The sequence below is a fragment of the Gordonia polyisoprenivorans genome (genome assembly GCF_017654315.1).
Classification (GTDB): Bacteria; Actinomycetota; Actinomycetes; order Mycobacteriales; family Mycobacteriaceae; genus Gordonia; species Gordonia polyisoprenivorans_A.
In genome coordinates this window covers 2,354,596-2,373,497 of sequence record NZ_CP072203.1, presented here as the reverse complement: position 1 = coordinate 2,373,497, position 18,902 = coordinate 2,354,596, and the positions used below count along the sequence as shown (strand labels likewise).

General features: G+C 68.0%; 16 protein-coding genes. 9 read left to right on the top strand and 7 right to left on the bottom strand.

Features of this window, described 5'->3' with window-relative positions:
* Positions 1 to 27 precede the first annotated feature (27 nt).
* Together J6U32_RS10605 and J6U32_RS10600 are read left to right on the top strand one after the other, a co-directional pair.
* Positions 28 to 870, top strand: a complete 843-nt coding sequence (locus J6U32_RS10605) for an enoyl-CoA hydratase-related protein (protein WP_208795332.1) — start codon at positions 28 to 30, stop codon at positions 868 to 870.
* A 3-nt stretch (positions 871 to 873) separates the two neighbouring features.
* Positions 874 to 1,611 carry an SDR family oxidoreductase gene (locus tag J6U32_RS10600; RefSeq protein ID WP_208795331.1) on the top strand — a complete coding sequence of 246 codons (738 nt, stop codon included), beginning with the start codon at positions 874 to 876 and terminating at the stop codon, positions 1,609 to 1,611.
* A gap of 977 nt (positions 1,612 to 2,588) precedes the next feature.
* Here J6U32_RS10600 and J6U32_RS10595 read toward each other — a convergent pair.
* The 3 genes from J6U32_RS10595 to J6U32_RS10585 are packed head-to-tail and all read right to left on the bottom strand — an operon-like array spanning position 2,589 to position 5,708.
* On the bottom strand, positions 2,589 to 4,250 hold the full coding sequence (locus J6U32_RS10595; protein ID WP_208795325.1) for an AMP-binding protein: 1,662 nt from the start codon (positions 4,248 to 4,250) through the stop codon (positions 2,589 to 2,591).
* Complete coding sequence (locus J6U32_RS10590; protein WP_208795323.1) at positions 4,250 to 4,870, bottom strand: PaaI family thioesterase; 621 nt, start codon at positions 4,868 to 4,870, stop codon at positions 4,250 to 4,252. The genes J6U32_RS10595 and J6U32_RS10590 overlap by 1 nt, the downstream gene beginning before the upstream one ends.
* 16 nt (positions 4,871 to 4,886) lie before the next feature.
* Positions 4,887 to 5,708: an enoyl-CoA hydratase-related protein gene (locus tag J6U32_RS10585; protein WP_208795321.1), complete on the bottom strand. Its 822-nt coding sequence runs from the start codon at positions 5,706 to 5,708 to the stop codon at positions 4,887 to 4,889.
* Between the two features lie 143 nt (positions 5,709 to 5,851).
* Here J6U32_RS10585 and J6U32_RS10580 point away from each other — a divergent pair, with 143 nt between their 5' ends.
* From J6U32_RS10580 to J6U32_RS10565, 4 genes are all read left to right on the top strand, one after another.
* Positions 5,852 to 6,829 (top strand): NAD(P)H-dependent flavin oxidoreductase, encoded by a 978-nt coding sequence (locus J6U32_RS10580; protein ID WP_208795319.1) that lies wholly within the window; start codon positions 5,852 to 5,854, stop codon positions 6,827 to 6,829.
* A gap of 77 nt (positions 6,830 to 6,906) precedes the next feature.
* A complete protein-coding gene (locus J6U32_RS10575; protein ID WP_208795317.1) occupies positions 6,907 to 8,442 on the top strand; it encodes an acyl-CoA synthetase in 1,536 nt (511 codons plus the stop codon).
* A gap of 828 nt (positions 8,443 to 9,270) precedes the next feature.
* Positions 9,271 to 10,032, top strand: a complete 762-nt coding sequence (locus tag J6U32_RS10570; RefSeq protein ID WP_208795315.1) for a crotonase/enoyl-CoA hydratase family protein — start codon at positions 9,271 to 9,273, stop codon at positions 10,030 to 10,032.
* Between the two features lie 51 nt (positions 10,033 to 10,083).
* Entirely contained in the window at positions 10,084 to 11,253 is a 1,170-nt protein-coding gene (locus J6U32_RS10565; protein ID WP_208795314.1) for a thiolase family protein, read from the top strand.
* A gap of 86 nt (positions 11,254 to 11,339) precedes the next feature.
* Here the strand turns inward: J6U32_RS10565 and J6U32_RS10560 are convergent, their stop codons facing one another.
* Genes J6U32_RS10560 through J6U32_RS10545 form a run of 4 tightly spaced genes read right to left on the bottom strand, consistent with a single transcriptional unit; the run spans position 11,340 to position 14,582 of the window.
* A complete protein-coding gene (locus tag J6U32_RS10560; protein ID WP_208796056.1) occupies positions 11,340 to 12,113 on the bottom strand; it encodes an SDR family oxidoreductase in 774 nt (257 codons plus the stop codon).
* A gap of 58 nt (positions 12,114 to 12,171) precedes the next feature.
* A complete protein-coding gene (locus tag J6U32_RS10555; protein ID WP_208795312.1) occupies positions 12,172 to 12,984 on the bottom strand; it encodes an acyl-CoA thioesterase in 813 nt (270 codons plus the stop codon).
* On the bottom strand, positions 12,981 to 13,718 hold the full coding sequence (locus J6U32_RS10550; protein WP_208795310.1) for a phosphotransferase family protein: 738 nt from the start codon (positions 13,716 to 13,718) through the stop codon (positions 12,981 to 12,983). Before J6U32_RS10550 ends, J6U32_RS10555 begins: the two co-directional genes overlap by 4 nt.
* A 3-nt stretch (positions 13,719 to 13,721) precedes the next feature.
* The gene (locus tag J6U32_RS10545) at positions 13,722 to 14,582 is read right to left on the bottom strand and encodes an alpha/beta fold hydrolase (protein WP_208795308.1); all 861 of its coding nucleotides are present in this window, start codon (positions 14,580 to 14,582) and stop codon (positions 13,722 to 13,724) included.
* 101 nt (positions 14,583 to 14,683) lie between these two features.
* On the opposite strand from J6U32_RS10545, the gene J6U32_RS10540 reads away from it, so the two are divergent.
* From J6U32_RS10540 to J6U32_RS10530, 3 genes are all read left to right on the top strand, one after another.
* Positions 14,684 to 15,268: a nuclear transport factor 2 family protein gene (locus J6U32_RS10540; protein WP_208795306.1), complete on the top strand. Its 585-nt coding sequence runs from the start codon at positions 14,684 to 14,686 to the stop codon at positions 15,266 to 15,268.
* A gap of 1,316 nt (positions 15,269 to 16,584) precedes the next feature.
* Complete coding sequence (locus J6U32_RS10535; protein WP_208795304.1) at positions 16,585 to 17,424, top strand: SDR family NAD(P)-dependent oxidoreductase; 840 nt, start codon at positions 16,585 to 16,587, stop codon at positions 17,422 to 17,424.
* A 331-nt stretch (positions 17,425 to 17,755) separates the two neighbouring features.
* Positions 17,756 to 18,190: a DoxX family protein gene (locus J6U32_RS10530; protein WP_244332782.1), complete on the top strand. Its 435-nt coding sequence runs from the start codon at positions 17,756 to 17,758 to the stop codon at positions 18,188 to 18,190.
* Positions 18,191 to 18,902: the final 712 nt, after the last annotated feature.

The following is an 18,902-nucleotide window of genomic DNA, read 5'->3' as shown; positions in this document are numbered from 1 at the left end:
CCCACCCGACCCCATCCGGAGGCTCACATGACCGACACAATCGACACCGACTCCCTTGTCCTGCGCGAGGTCAAGGACGGCGTCGCCGTCCTCTCCTTCAACCGCCCGGATCGCGCGAACTCTTACTCGGTGTCCATGGAGATCGAGTACTACCGCAAGCTCGACGAGTGCGAAGCTGACCCGGAGGTGCGCGTCATCATCGTCACCGGTAGGGGCAAGACCTTCTGCCCCGGCATGGACTCGGACACCCTGTCCAGCCAGGCCAACGAGGGCGGCGCGTCGACCAACCCGCACAAGCGAGTACCTGTCACCTACCCGCGCAACATCCGCAAGCCGGTCATCGCCGCGATCAACGGCGCCTGCGCAGGCATCGGCCTGATCGTGGCGATGAACTGCGACCTGCGCTTCACCACCACCCGCGCCAAGATCACCACCTCTTTCAGCCAGCGGGGAATCATGGCCGAGCACGGACTGGCCTGGATCCTCCCTCGCGTCCTGGGCCCGTCGAAGGCGCTCGACCTGCTCTTCACCTCGCGCATCGTCCGGGGCGAGGAGGCCCTCCGGCTCGGGTTGGTCGACAGGGTCTTCGAAGCGGACACCTTCATGGACGAGACCATCGAGTTCGCCCGCAACCTGGCGAAGCTCTCCTCGCCGGTGGCGATGGGCATCATCAAGCAGCAGGTGTACGAGGCGCTGGACAGCACCCAGGAGGAAGCCCGCGTCATGGCGATCCGCTGGTGGTACGACACGCTGCGCGGCCACTCCGACTTCCGCGAGGGCATCAACTCCTTCCTGGAGAAGCGCGAGCCCGACTTCTCCCCGTGGGACCCCGAGACGCACCGCGCCCCGGCCCCGCTGCCGGCGGACTGATCCATGCCGACCGCCATCGTCACCGGCGGTACCCGCGGTATCGGTGCCGCCATCACGCGCCGGCTCGCGCTTGATGGCGGGCACGTCGCGGCGATCTACCGATCCGACGACGCGGCCGCCGAAGCCTTCGCAGCCGCCGCGGTGGCTGAGGGCCTCGACGTCTCGGTCCACCGCGCCGATCTGGGCGACGCGGGGGCCTGTGGTCGCGTCGTGGCCGAAGTCGTCGAACATCACGGCCAGGTGTCGCACTTGGTCAACAACCACGGGATACTTCTCGACGCGCGCGTCGTCGACACCTCCGTCGAGATGTGGGACCAGATCCTCGACGTCAATGTCAGGGCCGCCTTCCTTCTCACCCAGGCGCTGTGGTCGGCGATGGAGACCGAGGGCTACGGGCGCGTAGTCAACATCGGGTCGGTGACGGCCACCAGCGGGAACGGCAAGGAGGCGGCGTACGGCGCCTCGAAGGCCGCCCTCATCGGCCTGACCCGGTCGCTGGCCCGCGCCGGGGCGCACAAGGGCATCACGGTCAACTGCGTTGTGCCCGGTGTCTACGAGACCGACATGACCAACGGCATGAGCGATGCCGATCAAAACGCGATCGCCGCGATGATCCCGGCCCGCCGTCGTGGTCGGCCCGAGGAGCTCGCCCACGTCGTGGCGATGCTGCTGCACCCCGATGGCGGATACGTCACCGGAGCCGTACTCCAGGCCGATGGCGGCCTGGGCATGGGTGCATGAGCGCAAGCGCCGAGAATTCTCATCGCCGTTGACGACTACGTCCACGCGGTCGGTCCCGAGAAGAGAAGGTCTGGAACGAGAGCCACTACATCGACTTCTACGACGCGAAGAATGGGCTCGGCGGCTGGCTCCGGATCAGGATGCGGCCCAAAGAAGGTCACGCCGAGGTCTCGTCCTGCCGTTCTCTTCCCGATGGCTGCAGCGCGTTCACGTTTTCCCTCTCCCCGGTTGCCGAGAACGGCCTGGTCGTCGACGGCCAGGAGTGGCAGATCGGCGACCCGTACCGCTCCACCGCGTCACCTACCGTGGCGTTCTGTCACTGTTTGACGACCTGTGGATGCTCACCGATCCGAAGGCGGCGTTCGTGACCGCCCCGACCGCAGAGGCGGCGATCGACCCTCACTTCCACTTCAGGTCGACTCCACCGGCCTCGACAACGTGATGGGGTCGGACCAGCGCCACATCGACCTGATCTTCCTGCCGGGTCAGGCTGACAGGCACTACCAGCATCTGGGCCGGGTCACCGGCACGGTTCGATGGGCAATCAGACCCTCCGGGGGCGGAGACGACCGCTCCTGGGGGCCGCGCAACTGGGTGGCCAAAATACCTGCGCTCGCTGATCGCGGCGTCCGAGGACGGCACCTCGTCTTCCTAGGGGTTGGCGCGATGCACCGTCCCTCGATGCCGCCCTCGAGATCGAGAACCGGACCCAGATCCTCGCCCACGGATCCGACGACGCCGCCGAGGCCCGGCGCGCGCTCCTCGAGAAGGGGACGCCGGTCTGGACGGGCCGCCAGCGGGGTGACCACATGATTGTAGGTCGCGCGTTGGCGGCGAGGCGGCTGTCGTGACCGCCGCTTTCAGCCCGGCTGGAGCATCGGTGGTGGTTGCGGACCTCGACCGCGACGGCGGCAATGACACGGTGCCTCAGATGAGGGCGCCAAGCGGCTGAGCTGCCCTGCGACCGCGTCCGCCGGTCACTGGGCGCGGTCGCGAAGCTCCTTCTTCAAGACCTTCATACTCGCGTTGCGGGGCAGCGCGTCGACCAGGATCGCGCGGCGTGGGCGCTTGAAATTCGCGATCTGGTCGGCGGACCAGGCGAGGAAGTCGGCCTCGGTCAACCCGGTGCCTGGCCGCGGGACCACGAAGGCCACCGCGACCTCACCCAACCGTGCGTCGGGTGCCGCCACGACTGCGATGTCCTGGACATCGGGATGCCTGCGCAGGATCCGCTCGACCTCGGCCGGATACACATTGAAGCCGCCGACCAGGATCATGTCCTTCTTGCGGTCGGTGATCCGGATATAGCGCTGCTCGTCCATCGTCGCGATGTCGCCGGTGCGCAGCCAGCCGTCGGAGTCGATGGCCTCGGCCGTGCGCTCGGGCTCTTCCCAATAGCCACGCATGATGTTGTAACCGCGCGCGAGTAGCTCGCCGGGCTCCCCGGTCGCGACATCGCGACCCTCGTCGTCGACGATGCGGACCTCGATGTCGAGCGCCGGCCGGCCGACGGTGGTGGCGATCTGTTCGATGCTGTCAGCACCCGGGATCGCGGCACTGACGAGCGAGGTCGCCTCGGTGAGGCCGTACCCCCCATGAATGAGCTCGGGCCGCAGCTCCTCTTGTGTGCGGACCAGCAGGTCCGCCGGGACCACGGTCGAAGAGAGCATCACGTTGCGGATGCTGCTCAGGTCGTACGAGGAGCGCTTCGGCGAGTCCAGGATCGACTGGAAGATCGTCGGCGGCCCGAACAGGATCGTGACCCTCTCCCGCTCGACGACTTGCATGACGCCATCGGTGTCGAAGACCTGGGCCGGGATGATCGTCACGCCGTGCACGAGACAGGCCATCCAGCCCGCCTTGTAGCCGAAGGTGTGGAAGAAGGGCGGCACGATCAGGTAACGGTCGCCGGGTTCGAAGCCCATCAACTTGGAGTAGCCACCGTGTGCGCGCAGCGACTGACCGTGTGTGAGCTGCACACCCTTGGGGTGCCCGGTCGTGCCCGAAGTGAACATGATGTCGGAGAGCGAGTCCGGCGTGACCACATCCACGGCCGCAAGCGCGTCCGCCTCGCTCACGGTCGACCCGTCATCCAGGAAACGCTCCCAGGAAAGCTGTTGCGGGCGGACCTCGCCGTCGATCACGATCGTGCGGGCCGGCCGCAGGACCTCGAGTTCGGGGTCGGCCGCCTGGAGCATGGCGGTGTAGTCGGTGCCGAGGAAGTCGGCCACGACGAACAGCGCGCTGGCACCGCTCTTGCGCAGGACGTAGGCCGCCTCCTCGCCCTTGAAGCGGGTGTTCACCGGCACAAGGACACCGCCCGCGCCCAGGATGCCGAGCGCCGCCGTCACCCAGCGCGCGCAATTCGGCGCCCAAACCGCGATCCGATCGCCCGGCCGCACGCCCAGAGCGATCACGCCGCGGACCGCGTGGATCATGTCCTGCTCGAGTTCAGCAAAAGTGCGCCGACCGTCCTCACCCACTATCGCCTCGAGGTCCGGATGACGCTGCGCGGTGAGACGCAGTGCGTTCGGGATGCTGCGACACTCCAGGTCGTACCGCTTGCGCGCGTCCGCGGGGAAGTACCACCACGGATCAGTCGCCGGGTCTCCGCCCGGCGTGTACGAACAGGCGCTCATCACAGCTCCGTCCGGCTCGGGACCACGCCGGTGCCGGTCGCCTCGGGGACGACGACGCCGGCGGGTCGCAGCAGTTGCGCGCGTACGGTCCGGAAAGTACTGCCTGGTCTGACGAACCCGGTGCGACACTCCAGATGCCCGAAGTCCGGTACCGCCGGGCGCAGGAACCGCGCGGTGAGAGTGAGTCCCTGCCCGCCGCCGTCGCCGAGGAACGCGTCCTGCACGCGCATCGCGATCCCGAGGAGCAGGCCGCCGTGCACGCTGCCCCGGTTGTTGATCATCGCCTCGTCGAGGATTACCCGCGCCTGTGCGACGTCGTCCGTCGCCGGCTCGACGATCACCGGTCGCGGTCGAACCGTAGCGTCGCCGACTCGACCGCGACCGGGGCGGCGATCTCGGGACCCGGTGGCCATGACTAATGGACTGACGCGACCGCCGGGCAACCAGGTGAGATCGTTCAGCGGCAGGTGCGCGGTGAGGTGGCCCGGCCCCACCGGCTGCGGCTGCGGCCCGAGCCCGCACTCGACCGGGGACTCCCGCAGGTGCTCAACGAGGTGATCCAGCTCCGCCGGTGTTCGCAGTGACGCCTCCGACACCGGCATCTCTTCGGTGATCCACATCGATGTCTTCCGCCGCTCAGTCGAACACCGGGTCGCGACCCTCGCGGGCCGCGGCAACGGCCTCGCGCTGGTAGCCGCTGCCGATGTTGGCGAACATCTCGGTGCGTTCGGCGATGAGCGCCGCCTGGTCGAGCTGGGGACGACCCGCACGCAACAGCCGGACGATGCTCGCGACCGCCTCGGGATTGCGCCCGGCGATCGTCCGGGCCAGCTCCAGCGCCGCCGCGCGCGGATCCTCAGCGAGCCTGGTGGCCAGTCCGATCGACAGCGCCTCCTCGCCGCTGACGCGGCGGCCGGTCGCACACAGCTCCATGGCGTGGTCGAAGCCGACCAGCGCGGGGAGCAGTTGCGTCCCGCAGCTGTCGGGCGCGAGACCCCAGCGGATCTCGAACGCTCCAAGGGTCGCGTCCGGCGTCACGATCCGGATGTCGGCACCGAGGGCGAGCTGCAGGCCGAGGCCCACTGCCGCGCCCTGTACCGCCGCGATCACCGGGACGAGCATCGTGGTCCACGCGAGCACTGCCCGCTGTCCGCGACCGAGGGCGAGACCGTCCACGTCAATGATCTCGGCGGCCGTCTCGTCGGCGTCCGCCGGTCGCCACTCGGCCGACCGGCCATCGGCGCGCATCAGGTCGAAACTCGACGTGTCCATCCCACCACAGAAGGCGGCGCCCTCGCCGGAGAGCACGATCGCCCGGATCGAGGGATCCTGTCGCACCTGCGCGGCAGCCTCCAGGATCCCGACGAACATCCCCTCGTCGACGGCATTACGGCGATCTGGTCGGTTGAGCCGTACCTCCGCCACGCCGTCGGTGATCGATACCGTAACCCTGGACATCGCGCTCCTCGCAGCCAACGCCTTGCGGCGCATTCCCGGCCTCATCTAATATCGTATTACTAGTAAGATAGTTTATCTTTAGCCGTGGCAGTTGCGCCAGCCCATCGAGGGGCCGCCAGGCACCGAGAAGGAAGTCATCAGCAATGTTCTCCAACCGCATCACGCAGACGTTCGGTATCGAACATCCCATCGTCCAGGGCGGCATGCAGTGGATCGGTCGCGCGGAACTGGTCGCAAGTGTCGCCAACGCCGGCGCGCTCGGCATGCTCACCGCGCTCACCCAGCCGACCCCGGCCGATCTCGGTGCGGAGATCGAGCGCTGCCGGACGATGACCGACAAGCCATTCGGGGTCAACCTGACCGTGTTGCCCTCAATCCGCCCGATGCCCCACATGGAGTTCGCCAAGCAGATCGTCGATTCCGGCGTCACGGTCGTCGAGACGGCCGGCTCCAACCCCGCTCCGTTCATGGAGCTCTTCAAGGCCAACGGCGTCAAGATCATCCACAAGTGCACCAGCGTCCGGCACGCCGTCAAGGCTCAAGCGGTCGGCGTCGACGCCGTCAGCGTCGACGGCTTCGAGTGCGCGGGTCATCCCGGCGAGGACGACGTCACGAACCTCGTCCTGATCCCGGCCGCGCGCGCCGCCCTCGACATCCCGATCATCGCGTCGGGCGGCATCGCTGATGGCCGCGGCCTGGCCGCCTCCCTGATGCTCGGCGCCGAGGGCGTCAACATGGGCACCCGCTTCATGGCCACCGTCGAGGCGCCGCTGCACGACAACGTCAAACAGACCATGGTCGACCTGACCGAGCGCGACACCGACCTCATCCTGCGCACCCTCAACAACACCGCGCGGGTGGCCCGGAACTCCGTCAGCACCGACGTCATCCGCATACTCGACCAGGGCGGCATCTTCGAGGACGTCCGCGAGCTCGTCGCCGGCGCCCGCGGCCGCACCGTATACGAAACCGGCGACCTCGAGGCCGGCATCTGGACCGCCGGCATGTCCGTCGGTCTGGTCAAGGACATCCCCACCTGCGCGGAGCTCGTCTCCCGCGTGGTCGCCGAAGCGGAGCAGCACATCGCCGCCGCGACCGCTCAGATCGCCGTGCCGGTGTGACCCATGCGTGCCGCGGCGTGAGTGTATTCACCTCACGTCGCGGCATCTGCCATCTCACCGCCGAGAAGAGGGGTCCCATGTATCCAGGCACGTTCGCCCAGACCGCACCCGCCCGGCCCGCCGTAATCATGGGCTTCAGCGGCGAGGTCGTCACCTACCGCGAGCTCGATGAAAGGTCCACCCGGTTCGCGCACGCACTCGACGCGCTGGGACTGCGGCGTGGCGACGCGGTAGCGCTGCTGATGGAGAACACGGCGCGCTATCACGAGATCGCCTGGGCCGTCCGGCGATCCGGGCTCTATGTGGTGGTGCTCAACCACCACCTCAACACCGCGGAGCTGGCCTACATCGTCAATGACTCCGGCGCCCGGGTGCTCGTCGCCGCCTCCTCACTGGCGACAACGGCGGGCGGCCTCGACGCCGAGCACACCCCAGGACTCGAGCAGCGCCTCGCGGTCGGGGGCGGGATCCCGGGCTTCTCCTCGTTCGAAGAGCTCGTCGCGACCATGCCGACCACACCGCACGCGGACGAGGAGGGCCAGGTCCTGCCGTACTCCTCCGGCACAACCGGGCGCCCCAAGGGAATCCGCCGCGAGCTCCCCGAGGGCGAGGCCTTTTCGGACGGCAACGACCACACGGTCAATTTCCTACGCGCCCTTGGGTTTGGAGAGAGCGACGTCTACCTCAGCCCCGCACCGCTCTACCACGCCGCACCGATCTACTGGTCGATGGCGGTCCACCGGATGGGCGGCACAGTGGTCGTGATGGAACGGTTCGAGCCGGAGAGGATGCTGGAGCTCATCGAACGGCACCAGGTTACTCATGCGCAGCTCGTCCCGACGATGTTCATCCGCGCGCTGCGACTCTCGGCGAAGGCACGGTCCCGCTACAACCTGTCCAGCCTCCAGCGCGTGGTACACGCGGCCGCCCCCTGTCCGGTCCCGATCAAGAAGCAGATGATTGAGTGGTGGGGACCGATCATCGACGAGTTCTACTCCTCCTCGGAAGGGACGGGCGGCACCTACATCACCTCACCGGAGTGGCTGGAGCACCCCGGCTCCGTCGGACGGGCAATGCTCGGAACACTGCACATCCTCGATGAGCACGGCAATCAACTGCCTCCGGGACAGACCGGCGAGATCTGGGCCGAGGGCGCGGAACCGTTCCGCTACCTCAATGACGAGAAGAAGACCGCCTCCCAGACCGACGCCCGCGGTTGGACCACCGTCGGCGACATCGGCTATCTGGATAAGGACGGATACCTCTACCTCACCGATCGCAAGGCGTACATGATCATCTCGGGCGGCGTGAACATCTATCCGCAGGAGGCGGAGAACGTCCTGGCCGCCCACCCCCGCGTCATGGACGTCGCTGTGTTCGGCGTACCTAACGCGGAGTACGGCGAGGAGGTCAAGGCCGTCGTGCAGCCGGTCGACTGGCACGACGTCGGCCCCGCGTTCGAGCGCGAGCTCCTCGAGTTTTGCCGGGGCCAGCTCGCTGCCTATAAATGCCCTCGCTCCGTCGACTTCGATGCCGAGCTGCCGCGTCAGGAGAACGGCAAGCTCTACAAGCGATCGCTGCGCGAGCGCTATTGGGCGACGACCTCGTCGTGACGACCCGTCGGCTCAGGTAAACCGGTGCACGCCGTCGATGAGACGGCCGGGCAGCAGGACGAGCGTTTCGGCCGTCTCGGCGAGGAGCTTGCCGAGACCGTTGAGCGCCTCGTTGTGCCGGTGGAGGGCGAAGCCTCGTCATCGCGGAAGCACTCGTAGATGAAGAACTCCTCGACGCCGCCGCCGAGCCAATGGACAGCCCACGCCTCGGTGCCGTCATCCTTGGCCGCCTCGGCGGCCATCCTGGTCGGCAGGCCGAGTATGTCTTCGACTCGACCTGCCCCGGCCGGGCCACGACGTGGATGCACGCGGCAGCGGGTCCCTTTCGTCGCATGGGACTCGGCAGTCCTCTGGCTCCTTCGTTGACGAGCGCGCCCAGGTGGCGGGTGCAGGTGAGAGAACGTGAGGATCCGGGCGCTGAACAGGGCGGCCCGTTCGGCGACCCAACGGACGGCGGCGCCGAACTGGGCCGGCCTCGCGCCTGCTGACGACGCGCGGCCTGGCTCCGCCCGAGAGGAGATCGACGCGATGGTGGCGAGCTACCCGGCCGCCCGAGCCGTGGTCACGTCTCCGTACACGATGCTTGGCGGTCGCTATGAGGAGCCCGCCGTCACGGTCGATCCGCGGGTGTCATGAGCACCCGGTGGACGCCCTGACACTCGACGAAGCCGGCTCCGCTCTGCGCGCCGTCGACAGCATCATTTTCGGCAAATTCACCACAGCGGAGCTCTCCGTCAGCACGCCCGACGCGGCCCCAGGACGGTGTTGGTACCACCCGAACCCTGTTTTCGGTATGATAATCTAACTGTTTAAGCCGAAGGGAAGAAGATGTCGGACGAGGTTCTGGTCGAGTACGCGGGCTCCACCATCATCATCACGATCAACCGCCCCAGCGCGAAGAACGCGATCAACCGCGCGGTGACCGACGGGGTCGCCGCGGCAATTGAGGAGCTCGAGGCCCGCGCCGACCTGACCGTCGGCATACTGACGGGAGCCGGTGGCACCTTCTCCGCCGGCATGGACCTGCGGGCGTTCCTCGCCGGCGAGGACCTAGAACACCCTCGCGGCCTGGCCGGCATCACCCTCCAACCGCCGTGCAAGCCGCTCATCGCGGCAGTGGAGGGCTGGGCCCTGGCCGGCGGCTGCGAGATCGCGCTCGCGTGCGACCTGATCGTCGCCACCGACGAGGCGAAGTTCGGCATCCCCGAGGTGAAGCGCTCCCTGGTCGCGGGCGGCGGCGGCCTCCTGCGCCTCCCCCGCCGCATCCCGTCGGCGATCGCGATGGAGATCGCGCTGACCGGTGATCCGCTGACGGCCGAGCAGGCGCACCGGTATGGCCTTGTCAACGAACTCACCGAGCCCGGTGGCGCGCTCGCCGGCGCCCGTGCGCTCGCCGACCGAATCGCTGCCAACGGCCCGCTGGCGGTGGCAGCGACGAAGGAGATCGTCAGCAAGGCGCTCGACTGGACGATCGAGGAGGGCTTCGAGAAACAGGGCCCGATCATGATGCCCGTCTTCGCTTCCGAGGACGCTCGCGAGGGCGCCACCGCCTTCACCGAGAAGCGCGCCCCGGTATGGAAAAGCCGCTAACCGGCGCAACCACCCCCATGACACGCCACACCAACGACCCAGGAGCACTCCATGACCGAAGCTGTGATCGTCGCCGGCGCCAGGACAGCCGTCGGCACCGCTTACAAGGGAACGCTGACCGAGACCACCCCTGAGGAGATGGCGCGCGTCGTCGTCGGCGCCAACGTCGAGCGCTCCGCGCTCGACCCGGAGCTGATCGACGATGTCATCATGGCCGAGTCCGGGTACGGCGGCGGCGCGGTCGCCCGCCACGCCGCCATCGAGGCCGGCCTGATCAATGCCGCCGGCGCGTCGGTCGGTCGGCACTGCGCCGGCTCATTGACCGCTGTCCAGTCCGCCGCCGGGTCGATCCGCTCCGGCATGGACCGAGTCGTCATCGCGGGCGGTGTGCACACCACCTCGCTCATGCCCCGCAGCGAGCGTCGCGTGCCGGGCACCACCGACTACGACGCGTGGGGCGCCCCGAGCCACCCGGCGACCCCTGAGGCGCCGAACCTCGACATGTCGATCACCGTCGGCTGGAACACCGCCCGCATCGCCGGCCTCAGCCGCCTGGAGCAGGACCAGTGGGCCGCGCGCTCACACGAGCGCGCGATCGCGGCGATCGATGCCGGCAACTTCGTCGAGGAGATCGTCGCGATTGACGCACTGCGCCCCGACGGCAGCACCGTCCGCTTCGAGGTCGACGAGCACCCCCGTCGCCAGACCTCACTCGAGAAGCTCGCCGGCCTCAAGGTCATCCACCCGGAGATCGAGGGCTTCAGCGTCACAGCGGGCAACTCCAGCGGCCTCAACGACGCCGCCTCGGCCGTCACCGTGGTGAGCAGCGACGTGGCCGCCGCCGAGAAGCTCGACGCCATGGCCACCGTCCTGTCCTGGGCCAACGTGGGCATCAACCCCGAGCGCACCGGCTTCGCCGTCGTCGATGTGATCCCGAAGGCGCTCCAGCGCGCCGGCCTCTCAATCGCCGACATCGCCCTGTGGGAGATCAACGAGGCCTTCGCCTCTGTCCCGGTCGCGGCCTGCAAGCAGCTCGAGATCAACGACGAGATCGTGAACACCAGCGGCAGCGGCTGCTCGATCGGCCACCCGGTCGCCGCCTCCGGCACGCGCATGCTGAACACCCTCGTCCGCGACCTTCGCCGCCGCGGTGGCGGCTACGGCGTCGCCGCCATGTGCGCCGGCGGCGGCCAGGCCGGCGCGCTGGTCGTGCGCGTCTGACGACGAGCATCTCGACCGACGAAAAAAGGTCGGCCCGGCAGCTGCCGGGCCGACCTTCTACCTTTTCGGAGGCCGATTTGCGACGATCAGCGGGGCGCGAAACGCTGGGCGCCATCGATGCGGACGGTCTCGCCGTTCATGTACGGGTTCGACAGCAGGTGGGTGGCCAGCGCGGCGTATTCGGCCGGCTCGCCCAGACGCTTCGGGAACGGCACTGCCTCGCCGTACTTCTTGAGAGCCTCCTCGCCGACCGACGCCATCATCGGCGTCTTGATCGTGCCGGGCGCGATGCAGCAGACACGGATGCCGACCGCGCTCAGGTCACGGGCGGAGGCGAGGGTCAGGCTGACGACGCCGCCCTTGGCGGCGGCGTAGGGAGTCTGGCCGATCTGACCCTCGTACGCGGCGATCGAGGCGGTGGTGACGATCGCGCCGCGCTCGCCGTTCTCGTCCGGCTCGGCCGTGGCGATCTTGGCGGCGGCGAGGCGCAGCACGTTGTACGTGCCGCCGAGGTAGATGTCGATGAGAGTCTTGAACCCTTCGTACGACGCGGGCGAACCGTCTCGACCGACGAGCCGCTCGGGCGTGCCGCCGAGACCACCGTGGGCGACGACCGCGTAGCGCAGGGCGCCGAGTTCGGCAGCAGCGTCGAGCGCAGTCTGCACCGAGTCGTCGTTCAGGACGTCGGTGCGCACGTAGCGCACCGCGTCGCCGAGCTCCTGCTCAAGCTCACGGCCTTTCTCGTCGTTGAGGTCCGCGATCACCACGCTCGCACCCGCCTTGACGAGGTCGCGCACCGAGGCGGCACCCAAACCACCCGCGCCGCCGCTGACGATCGCACTCGTACCGTCAAATCCCATGCCTACACCTACTCCTCTGTCTGCCCTGCTTCGCTGCACGGTCAACTAAATAATAGAACTATATCTCATTGTTCCGGGCCCATGCCTGAGCGCTGCCCGGACGCAGCAGGCCCGTCTGGGTCGCCGTTGCCAGCAGCACGCCATCCCGTGCGAAGATGCGCGCCTCACCATGGCCGAGGCCGGAGGACGTCGACGGCGTGGTGTGCTCGAACAGCAGCCAGTCGTCGACGCGCGGGCGCCGGTGGAACCACACCGAATGCGCGACCGTTCCGAGCGCTCGCTTGCGCAGGCCGAGATCGTGACCGTGCACCGAGAGTGTCGGCCACAGGATGCCGAGATCAGAGAGATAGAGCAGGAGGGCCTCGTGGAGCCGCGGCTCGTCCGCGACCGGGAGGATCTCGGGTCGCATCCAGGTCAAGAACCGGCCCTCACCCGCCTCGTCCGCCCGGATCAGGACACGCGGGCGGGAGATCTCGATGGCAGCTTCCTGCGGGGAGCCGGCCTGCGGCATCACCGTCTGATACTCGGGGCCGGCGGCGTCGCGATGGTGGAACGCGACGGTCGCGACCGCGACGAGTCGTTCGCCGTGGGTGACCTCGACGAAGCGGCGCGCGACCGTACGGCCGTCCTGAAGTGACCGGACGGCGAACCGCGGCAGGACGTCGAGCGGGGCCGCGCCGATGTACTCGATGTGCGCATAGCGCACCGTCATCGCCTCCGGCACCGCGTCATAGGCCGCTACCAGGGCGAGTGCGCCGACGTGGCCGCCGAAGCCTCGCGCCGGTTGGGCACTGGTCGCGTGGATCGGGCTCAGCGGCCGGCCGTCGGATCCGATGCGGAGGTCGTCGGTGATGGGTCCGGACGCCGTCATCCGACCAGCTCCGCGGAAAGCTCCTCGAGAATCCTCACGCAACGGCGATGCCAGGCGGCGCCGTCCCGGGGCTCCCCGATCGCACCAGAGACGATCATCGCGTTGCCGAACCGGAAATCCCGGTGGACGAGCACGTCGACGACCTCGAAGTCCCCCGCTCGCTCCCTGCGCTGGTTCGCGACATGCTCGGTCGCGGTCAGCGCCGGATCGCCTGTCGCGACCCACTCGGCGCGCCAGCGGCGCAGCTGGCGCGCGAGGTACGGCGTCGACCTGCGAAGGTCTCCCAGACCGACGACATCGAGATCCACGGCCTGGAGATCGGCGAGCAGATCGATCAGGTCGAACCCGAGGTCGGCCTGATGGGCCGGGCCGACCGACGTCGCGATCGCTACCGATTCCACCACCTCGCCGGGAGCCGGCGCCATCACGGAGAACGGCTGGGGGGCGACGGCGCGGTGGTCACAGACGGCAATCGCCCCGGGCGCTGGCACAGCGGTGTCCCGGAGAGCGGCGCAGATCCGCGCCTCCCGTACGACGTCGTGCGTGTCTCCGCCGGCCTGCTGCGCCGGTGGCTGTCGTACGACGACGCGCTGGCCCTCGGCGTCGATGCCGAAGGAGGTGATGTTCGACCAGCCGCCCGCCATCTGCTCGATCCGGACGGGGGGCAACATCCCCAACTCGCCGGCCAGCCAGGCCGTCAGGTCGAACGCCTCAGCCGACGCGGTGCTCTCCACGATCTACCGATGACCCGGGAGTACGCGCGTCTCGTCGAAGAACGCAAACGCTCGCAGGTGGTAGGCCCGAGCGACATGGTGGAGGCTGATGTTGTGACCACTCGCCACCTGCACCACAGGCACCACGCGAGTGGAGTCGCTGAACAGGGAGCAGCACTGGCGCAGCGTCTCTGCGTCGCCCGCAGAGGAGGCCTCGTGCTCCGCGCGGGTGATCTGAACCGGGACCCGCACCGACGGCGCCAGCTTGCGGGTCGCATATCCACACTCGATGGCATCGATGATCTCGGCGGCAGGAATCGGTCCCCCCACCTCGGTGTGCACCTTGAGCGCCTCCGGCACGAATGTGCCATCCGGCCCGTAGAACATCTGGCGTGCGTCGGCCAAAGACACGGCCGGAAGGAAGTCGACCTGCTCGAGCGACAGATTGCCGGCGGGCGACCCGTCGAACGAGAACGGCAGCCCCGAGATGTCGACGCCGCCGAGCGCGGACGGAGCATGGGCCGCCACGTGGAGCGCAAGGATCGCGCCCATCGAGTGACCGATGAGGAAGACTGGACCGCAGTCGGGCTCAGCGGAGAGCCCGTCAATGAGGTCGACGACGATCTCGGCCTGCCGCGCCATCCGAACGTCCGGACCGACGAGGCCGCGGCTAGCGCCGTAGCCGGGACGATCGATCGCAATCACGCGGTAACCGAGCGACGCACCGAGGTCCAGCAGCGAGGCCACGGGCAGCAGTGGATGGTGCCAGTAGCCCGCGCCGTAGCCGCCGCCGTGAAGGCCGATGACAGTGCCGAGCGGCGTCCCCGCTGGCCGCGCCTCGATGCCCGAGAGCGTCAACTCCCCCACGGACCAGGTCCGGGACATTCTGTCTCCTCGGCGACGATTGCCATAAGGCGATTGCTATAACTAGTAATACTATTTATAGCAATCGGCCCGGCACTGAGCAACGCAGAGGAACTGCCACGATGAGCATCGATGACTGGGCCGCGCCCAGTGGACACCACCGCACCCACTCCGCCGCCCGGCGCATGCCCGCCCCGGAGGGACTGTCGGCGCTGGACCAGCTGCTTGCCTATGAGCAGATCCGCCAACTCGCGAACCGCTACGCACTGGCGGTCAACATGCGCGACTTGGACGCTCTCGTCGACCTCTTCGTCGACGACGTCAAGGCCTTCGGCGGGAAGCGCGGACGCGAGGCCCTGAAGGAGGTCTTCGCCTCTCATATCAATACAGCCGACGTCGACGTGCTCGAGGTGACCACGCACGTCATCAATCTGCACGACGCCGACCATGCGACCGGCACGGTCTACAGCCGGTGCGAGATGGGCTCACAAGGCACCTGGGCGCGCCAATCGATCGCCTATGAGGATCGGTACGAACGTCGCGACGAGCTCTGGTACTTCGTCAACCGCAACCACTTGCTGTTCTACGGTGTCGAGGTCCCTGAGCGCCCGCTCGACCAGCGCCCTGCCAACTGGCCCGAGCACACGCTCGGGCGCGGCAGCGTGCCATACGACTGGGAGTCATGGCAGGCCGCACGCCCGAGGTGAGCCGTCAGGCCGAGTTGCACACCTCCCAGGCCGCCCCCTCGCGCTGGGGATCGGTATCCCGGACGCGGTGAGGCGAGCCGGAGAGCCCGGCGGCAACGTCCACATTGACGCGAGTGCATTAACGACGTCGAGCTGTCCGAACGCCCCGACCGCCTGCGCGACGGCGGCATCGACCGGGCCCTTCGCACAACACGTCGCAATCGACGGGAAGGGCCTCCGCATCGAGATCTCAGATCTCCGTAGCGACCTTCTCGACCTTGCTGAACGTGTAGCCCGCGAGGACCGCCGTCGCGCACTTGTTTGGCCATCGCGAGCGCGACGCCACGCCCGGATCCCCTGGCCCACCCCGGTGATGAGCGCGACACGCCCTGCCCGCCTGCCCCGTACCCGAGTCGTTCACCGACGCATCCTTCGAACTCGCCTGTCGAACCGTCCACGATGAGGCGAACGTAGCGCCGCGACGGAAAACTCGCTAGATTATCTAACTGGTAACTTCCATGCGAGGAGGCTGAGATCGAGATTCAGCGCGTCACGCTGACCGGCTGCGGGATGACGACGGAGTACTCCCACGGCCGGAGCCATCCTGACCTGTCCCCACTCGCTCTCGGCGCGACGCTCGGCTTCTCAGTGCTGGCGCTCAACCGACCGGGGTATGGCGGCTCGGCCGACGCGCTCGCGGACGGGATACAGCTGCTGGACCAGGCCAAGACCGTCTACGACGCACTCGACGGCTTTGGCCGCAGCCACGACACCGGCGCGGGGACCCCTCGTGGTGGCACACTCGTACGGCTACAAGCTCGCCCTGCACCTCGCGGCCGACCAGCGCGGCGGCGACCTTCTCGGCATCGACGGCTCCGCGCGGTCCCGCGGCACGCCCCCGCCCTCGATCCGAACCGACAGAAGTCGGATAAGGAGCCGGCCGCGACCCGTCCTGGGGCAGTGCGTACCTGTTATCCGCCCGGCACCTTCAATCGCGGGATTCACTCCATCGCCCCCGTTCCGGTGATCGAGTCGGAGGACGCCCTGGGCTGGACCGGCATCCTGCCCGCGATGGCCGCACGCGTACGCGTACCACTGCAGTTCTCGGTCGCCGAGCACGAGAGGTGGTGGCTGATCGACGACGCCGCACTGGCCGACTATCGCAGCCTGTTCTCGTCGTCGCCGCGGATGATCGTCCGCTGCCGGCCCCGAGCCGGGCACAACATCAGTCTCGGGTGGGCGGCGCGGCCATACCACCTCAACACGCTCGCGTTCGCCGCCGAGTGCATCCGTCACCCGGAACATCTGAGCCGGGCGCCATCAGGAAGGAAGTACACATGGAGTCACGCCGCTGGCTGGTCTCGGGAGTCTCCTCGGGACTGGGTTGGGAGCTCGCCCAGACTCTCGTCGAGCAGGGTCACGTAGTCATCGGGACGGTCCGTAAGGACGCCGACGCCGATCGCCTGCGCACCCTCGGCCCCAACGTCCACGTCGTCCAGATCGACCTTGTCGAGCCGGAGAACAAGGTCGCCACCGCCGTCCGCGCTGCCATCGACGAGGTCGGCGGGCTCGACGTGCTGGTGAACAACGCCGGATACGGACTGGTCGGAGCCATCGAGGAGTCCAGCGAGGACGAGGCCCGCCACCAGATGGAGACCAACTTCTGGGGCCCGTGGAAGCTCATCCGTGCGGCGCTGCCGGCATTACGACACAGCGATGACGCCCGCATCCTCAACGTCAGCTCGACCGCCGGCTTCCATGGCGTACCCGCGATGGGGATCTACAACGCCTCGAAATTCGCCCTCGAGGGCATCAGCGCCGCGTTGAACCTGGAACTCGCCGATCACGGCATCCACGTCACCATCGTCGAGCCGGGGGCCTTCCGAACCGACTGGGCCGGCGGCGGCTTGAAATTCAGCGAGTCCCAGCTGTCGGAGTATGCCGACTCCGCGGCCGGCAAGATGCGCGGCGGCATCTCGCATCTCGACGGTCGCCAGGACGGGGACCCGCGCCGTGGCGCCCAGGCCTTGGTCGAGCTCGCCTCGGCCGACAAGCCGCCGCTGCGATTCCCTCTCGGCGCCGACGCCGTGCTCGCCTGGCGCAAGCACCTCGCGCGCACCGGCCGCGAGCTCGACGCATGGGCCGACCGCTCCGAGAGGACGAGCTTCACCAGGTAGCCCCTGTTCTGCCGAGCAGGCGCGGCCTGAGGCATCCGATGTTTTGGGCCCGGACCGGTGACAGGTCCGACCGCTGGAGCGCACACCACATCGGTCATGAGGTCTAACTCAAGGGCTCGTGAATCATGCAACACCCCAGCGCACGTCAATTACCGGACCTCGCACTGCTGGAACAGCTCTCAATGGTTCCGATGGCGTTCCGCACCTGACGTGCGAAGAAAATCGACAATAGATACATGAAGGGAAGTTCTCGATGTTTCAAAGAATATCTGCTGATGGCGCCGGTACTGCCGTCGCCCGTCTGCTCCTGCGCACCGTCGTGGGCAGCACAATGATTGCCCACGGTGTCAAGCACGGCAAGAGCCTCGACGGGACCGCCGGCTGGTTCGGCTCGATCGGCTTTCGTCAGCCGAGACTCCAGGCACAGCTCAGCGCCGGGGTGGAGGTCGGCGGGGGTGCGGCACTCTTGCTGGGTGCGGGGACCCCGCTCGCCGCGTCGGTGATCATCGGCACGATGGGCGTGGCCGCCACGAGCGTCCACCGCCCCAACGGCTTCTTCATCACCTCCGAGGGCTACGAGTACGTCCTTAACCTCGCCGCCGCGAGCACCGCCGTCGCTGCGCTGGGACCGGGGCGCTACAGCGTCGACTCGGCTCTCGGATTCGACCGCAAAGTCGGCGGCGGCAAGGCCGCCGCGCTCGCGGTCGGGCTGGGCATCGCGGGGGCCGCCGCGCAGCTCGCCGTATTCTGGCGAAAGCCCGCTTAGGCTGAACGACCCGGACAAGCCCGAACCCGATCACCGGTCTCGTCAATCCCCTCTACGGAAACGATCTCGACCGGCCCGGTGATTCTCTGCACATCGCCAGCCACACAATCGATTACCACGTCGGTCGGCGAGAATTGAGACCGGAACACCTCCGGTGCCGTTGCCACACTTCATCGACATCGACATGCGGTTCCCGCACCGCTCGATCATCGGGAATCTCGGCGTCCGTCATCCGCGACACCCGGTAGATCCGCTCCGTCCACACGAATTCGCAACCAGATACCAGGTATCGCCGGCCACGATCAGGCCGACCGGATCCAGGACGCGTCCGTCGGCTCGCCTCCGCTCGTCAGTACGCGACACGAAGACGCCGATCCTCGACCTCGACTCACTGCACCGGATCCAACGCATCAAGCCTCGTCGGTGGGCGCAGGAATCTTTTCGGCTGCAACATGATTCGCCGACTCGCCTGGGCAACCCTCCCGGGATGCATCTCCGGCAGGGATGCCTCGATCTTTCGTTTCGGCCTCGCCGCCGGCGGCGAATCGATACGTCCAGCACCGGACAGCAACGCAATCGACTCAGACAGGGTCAGCCCCGAAAGCTCCAAGCGATAGTTCTTCATCAATGCGAAGCCCCCGCCTCGGCCGCGAATCGAGTACAGCGGCACCCCCGACACCGACAAGGAATCGCTATCGCGGAGGATCGCCCG

What these genes read in the sequence shown, in the direction of transcription:
- J6U32_RS10575 (WP_208795317.1), top strand. Translation starts at nt 6,907, where the DNA reads ATGTATCCAGGCACGTTCGCCCAGACCGCACCCGCCCGGCCCGCCGTA.
- J6U32_RS10585 (WP_208795321.1), bottom strand. Translation starts at nt 5,708, where the DNA reads ATGTCCAGGGTTACGGTATCGATCACCGACGGCGTGGCGGAGGTACGG.
- J6U32_RS10600 (WP_208795331.1), top strand. Translation starts at nt 874, where the DNA reads ATGCCGACCGCCATCGTCACCGGCGGTACCCGCGGTATCGGTGCCGCC.
- J6U32_RS10545 (WP_208795308.1), bottom strand. Translation starts at nt 14,582, where the DNA reads ATGTCCCGGACCTGGTCCGTGGGGGAGTTGACGCTCTCGGGCATCGAG.
- J6U32_RS10555 (WP_208795312.1), bottom strand. Translation starts at nt 12,984, where the DNA reads ATGACGGCGTCCGGACCCATCACCGACGACCTCCGCATCGGATCCGAC.
- J6U32_RS10570 (WP_208795315.1), top strand. Translation starts at nt 9,271, where the DNA reads ATGTCGGACGAGGTTCTGGTCGAGTACGCGGGCTCCACCATCATCATC.
- J6U32_RS10540 (WP_208795306.1), top strand. Translation starts at nt 14,684, where the DNA reads ATGAGCATCGATGACTGGGCCGCGCCCAGTGGACACCACCGCACCCAC.
- J6U32_RS10535 (WP_208795304.1), top strand. Translation starts at nt 16,585, where the DNA reads ATGGAGTCACGCCGCTGGCTGGTCTCGGGAGTCTCCTCGGGACTGGGT.
- J6U32_RS10605 (WP_208795332.1), top strand. Translation starts at nt 28, where the DNA reads ATGACCGACACAATCGACACCGACTCCCTTGTCCTGCGCGAGGTCAAG.
- J6U32_RS10590 (WP_208795323.1), bottom strand. Translation starts at nt 4,870, where the DNA reads ATGTGGATCACCGAAGAGATGCCGGTGTCGGAGGCGTCACTGCGAACA.
- J6U32_RS10565 (WP_208795314.1), top strand. Translation starts at nt 10,084, where the DNA reads ATGACCGAAGCTGTGATCGTCGCCGGCGCCAGGACAGCCGTCGGCACC.
- J6U32_RS10530 (WP_244332782.1), top strand. Translation starts at nt 17,756, where the DNA reads ATGATTGCCCACGGTGTCAAGCACGGCAAGAGCCTCGACGGGACCGCC.
- J6U32_RS10580 (WP_208795319.1), top strand. Translation starts at nt 5,852, where the DNA reads ATGTTCTCCAACCGCATCACGCAGACGTTCGGTATCGAACATCCCATC.
- J6U32_RS10560 (WP_208796056.1), bottom strand. Translation starts at nt 12,113, where the DNA reads ATGGGATTTGACGGTACGAGTGCGATCGTCAGCGGCGGCGCGGGTGGT.
- J6U32_RS10595 (WP_208795325.1), bottom strand. Translation starts at nt 4,250, where the DNA reads ATGAGCGCCTGTTCGTACACGCCGGGCGGAGACCCGGCGACTGATCCG.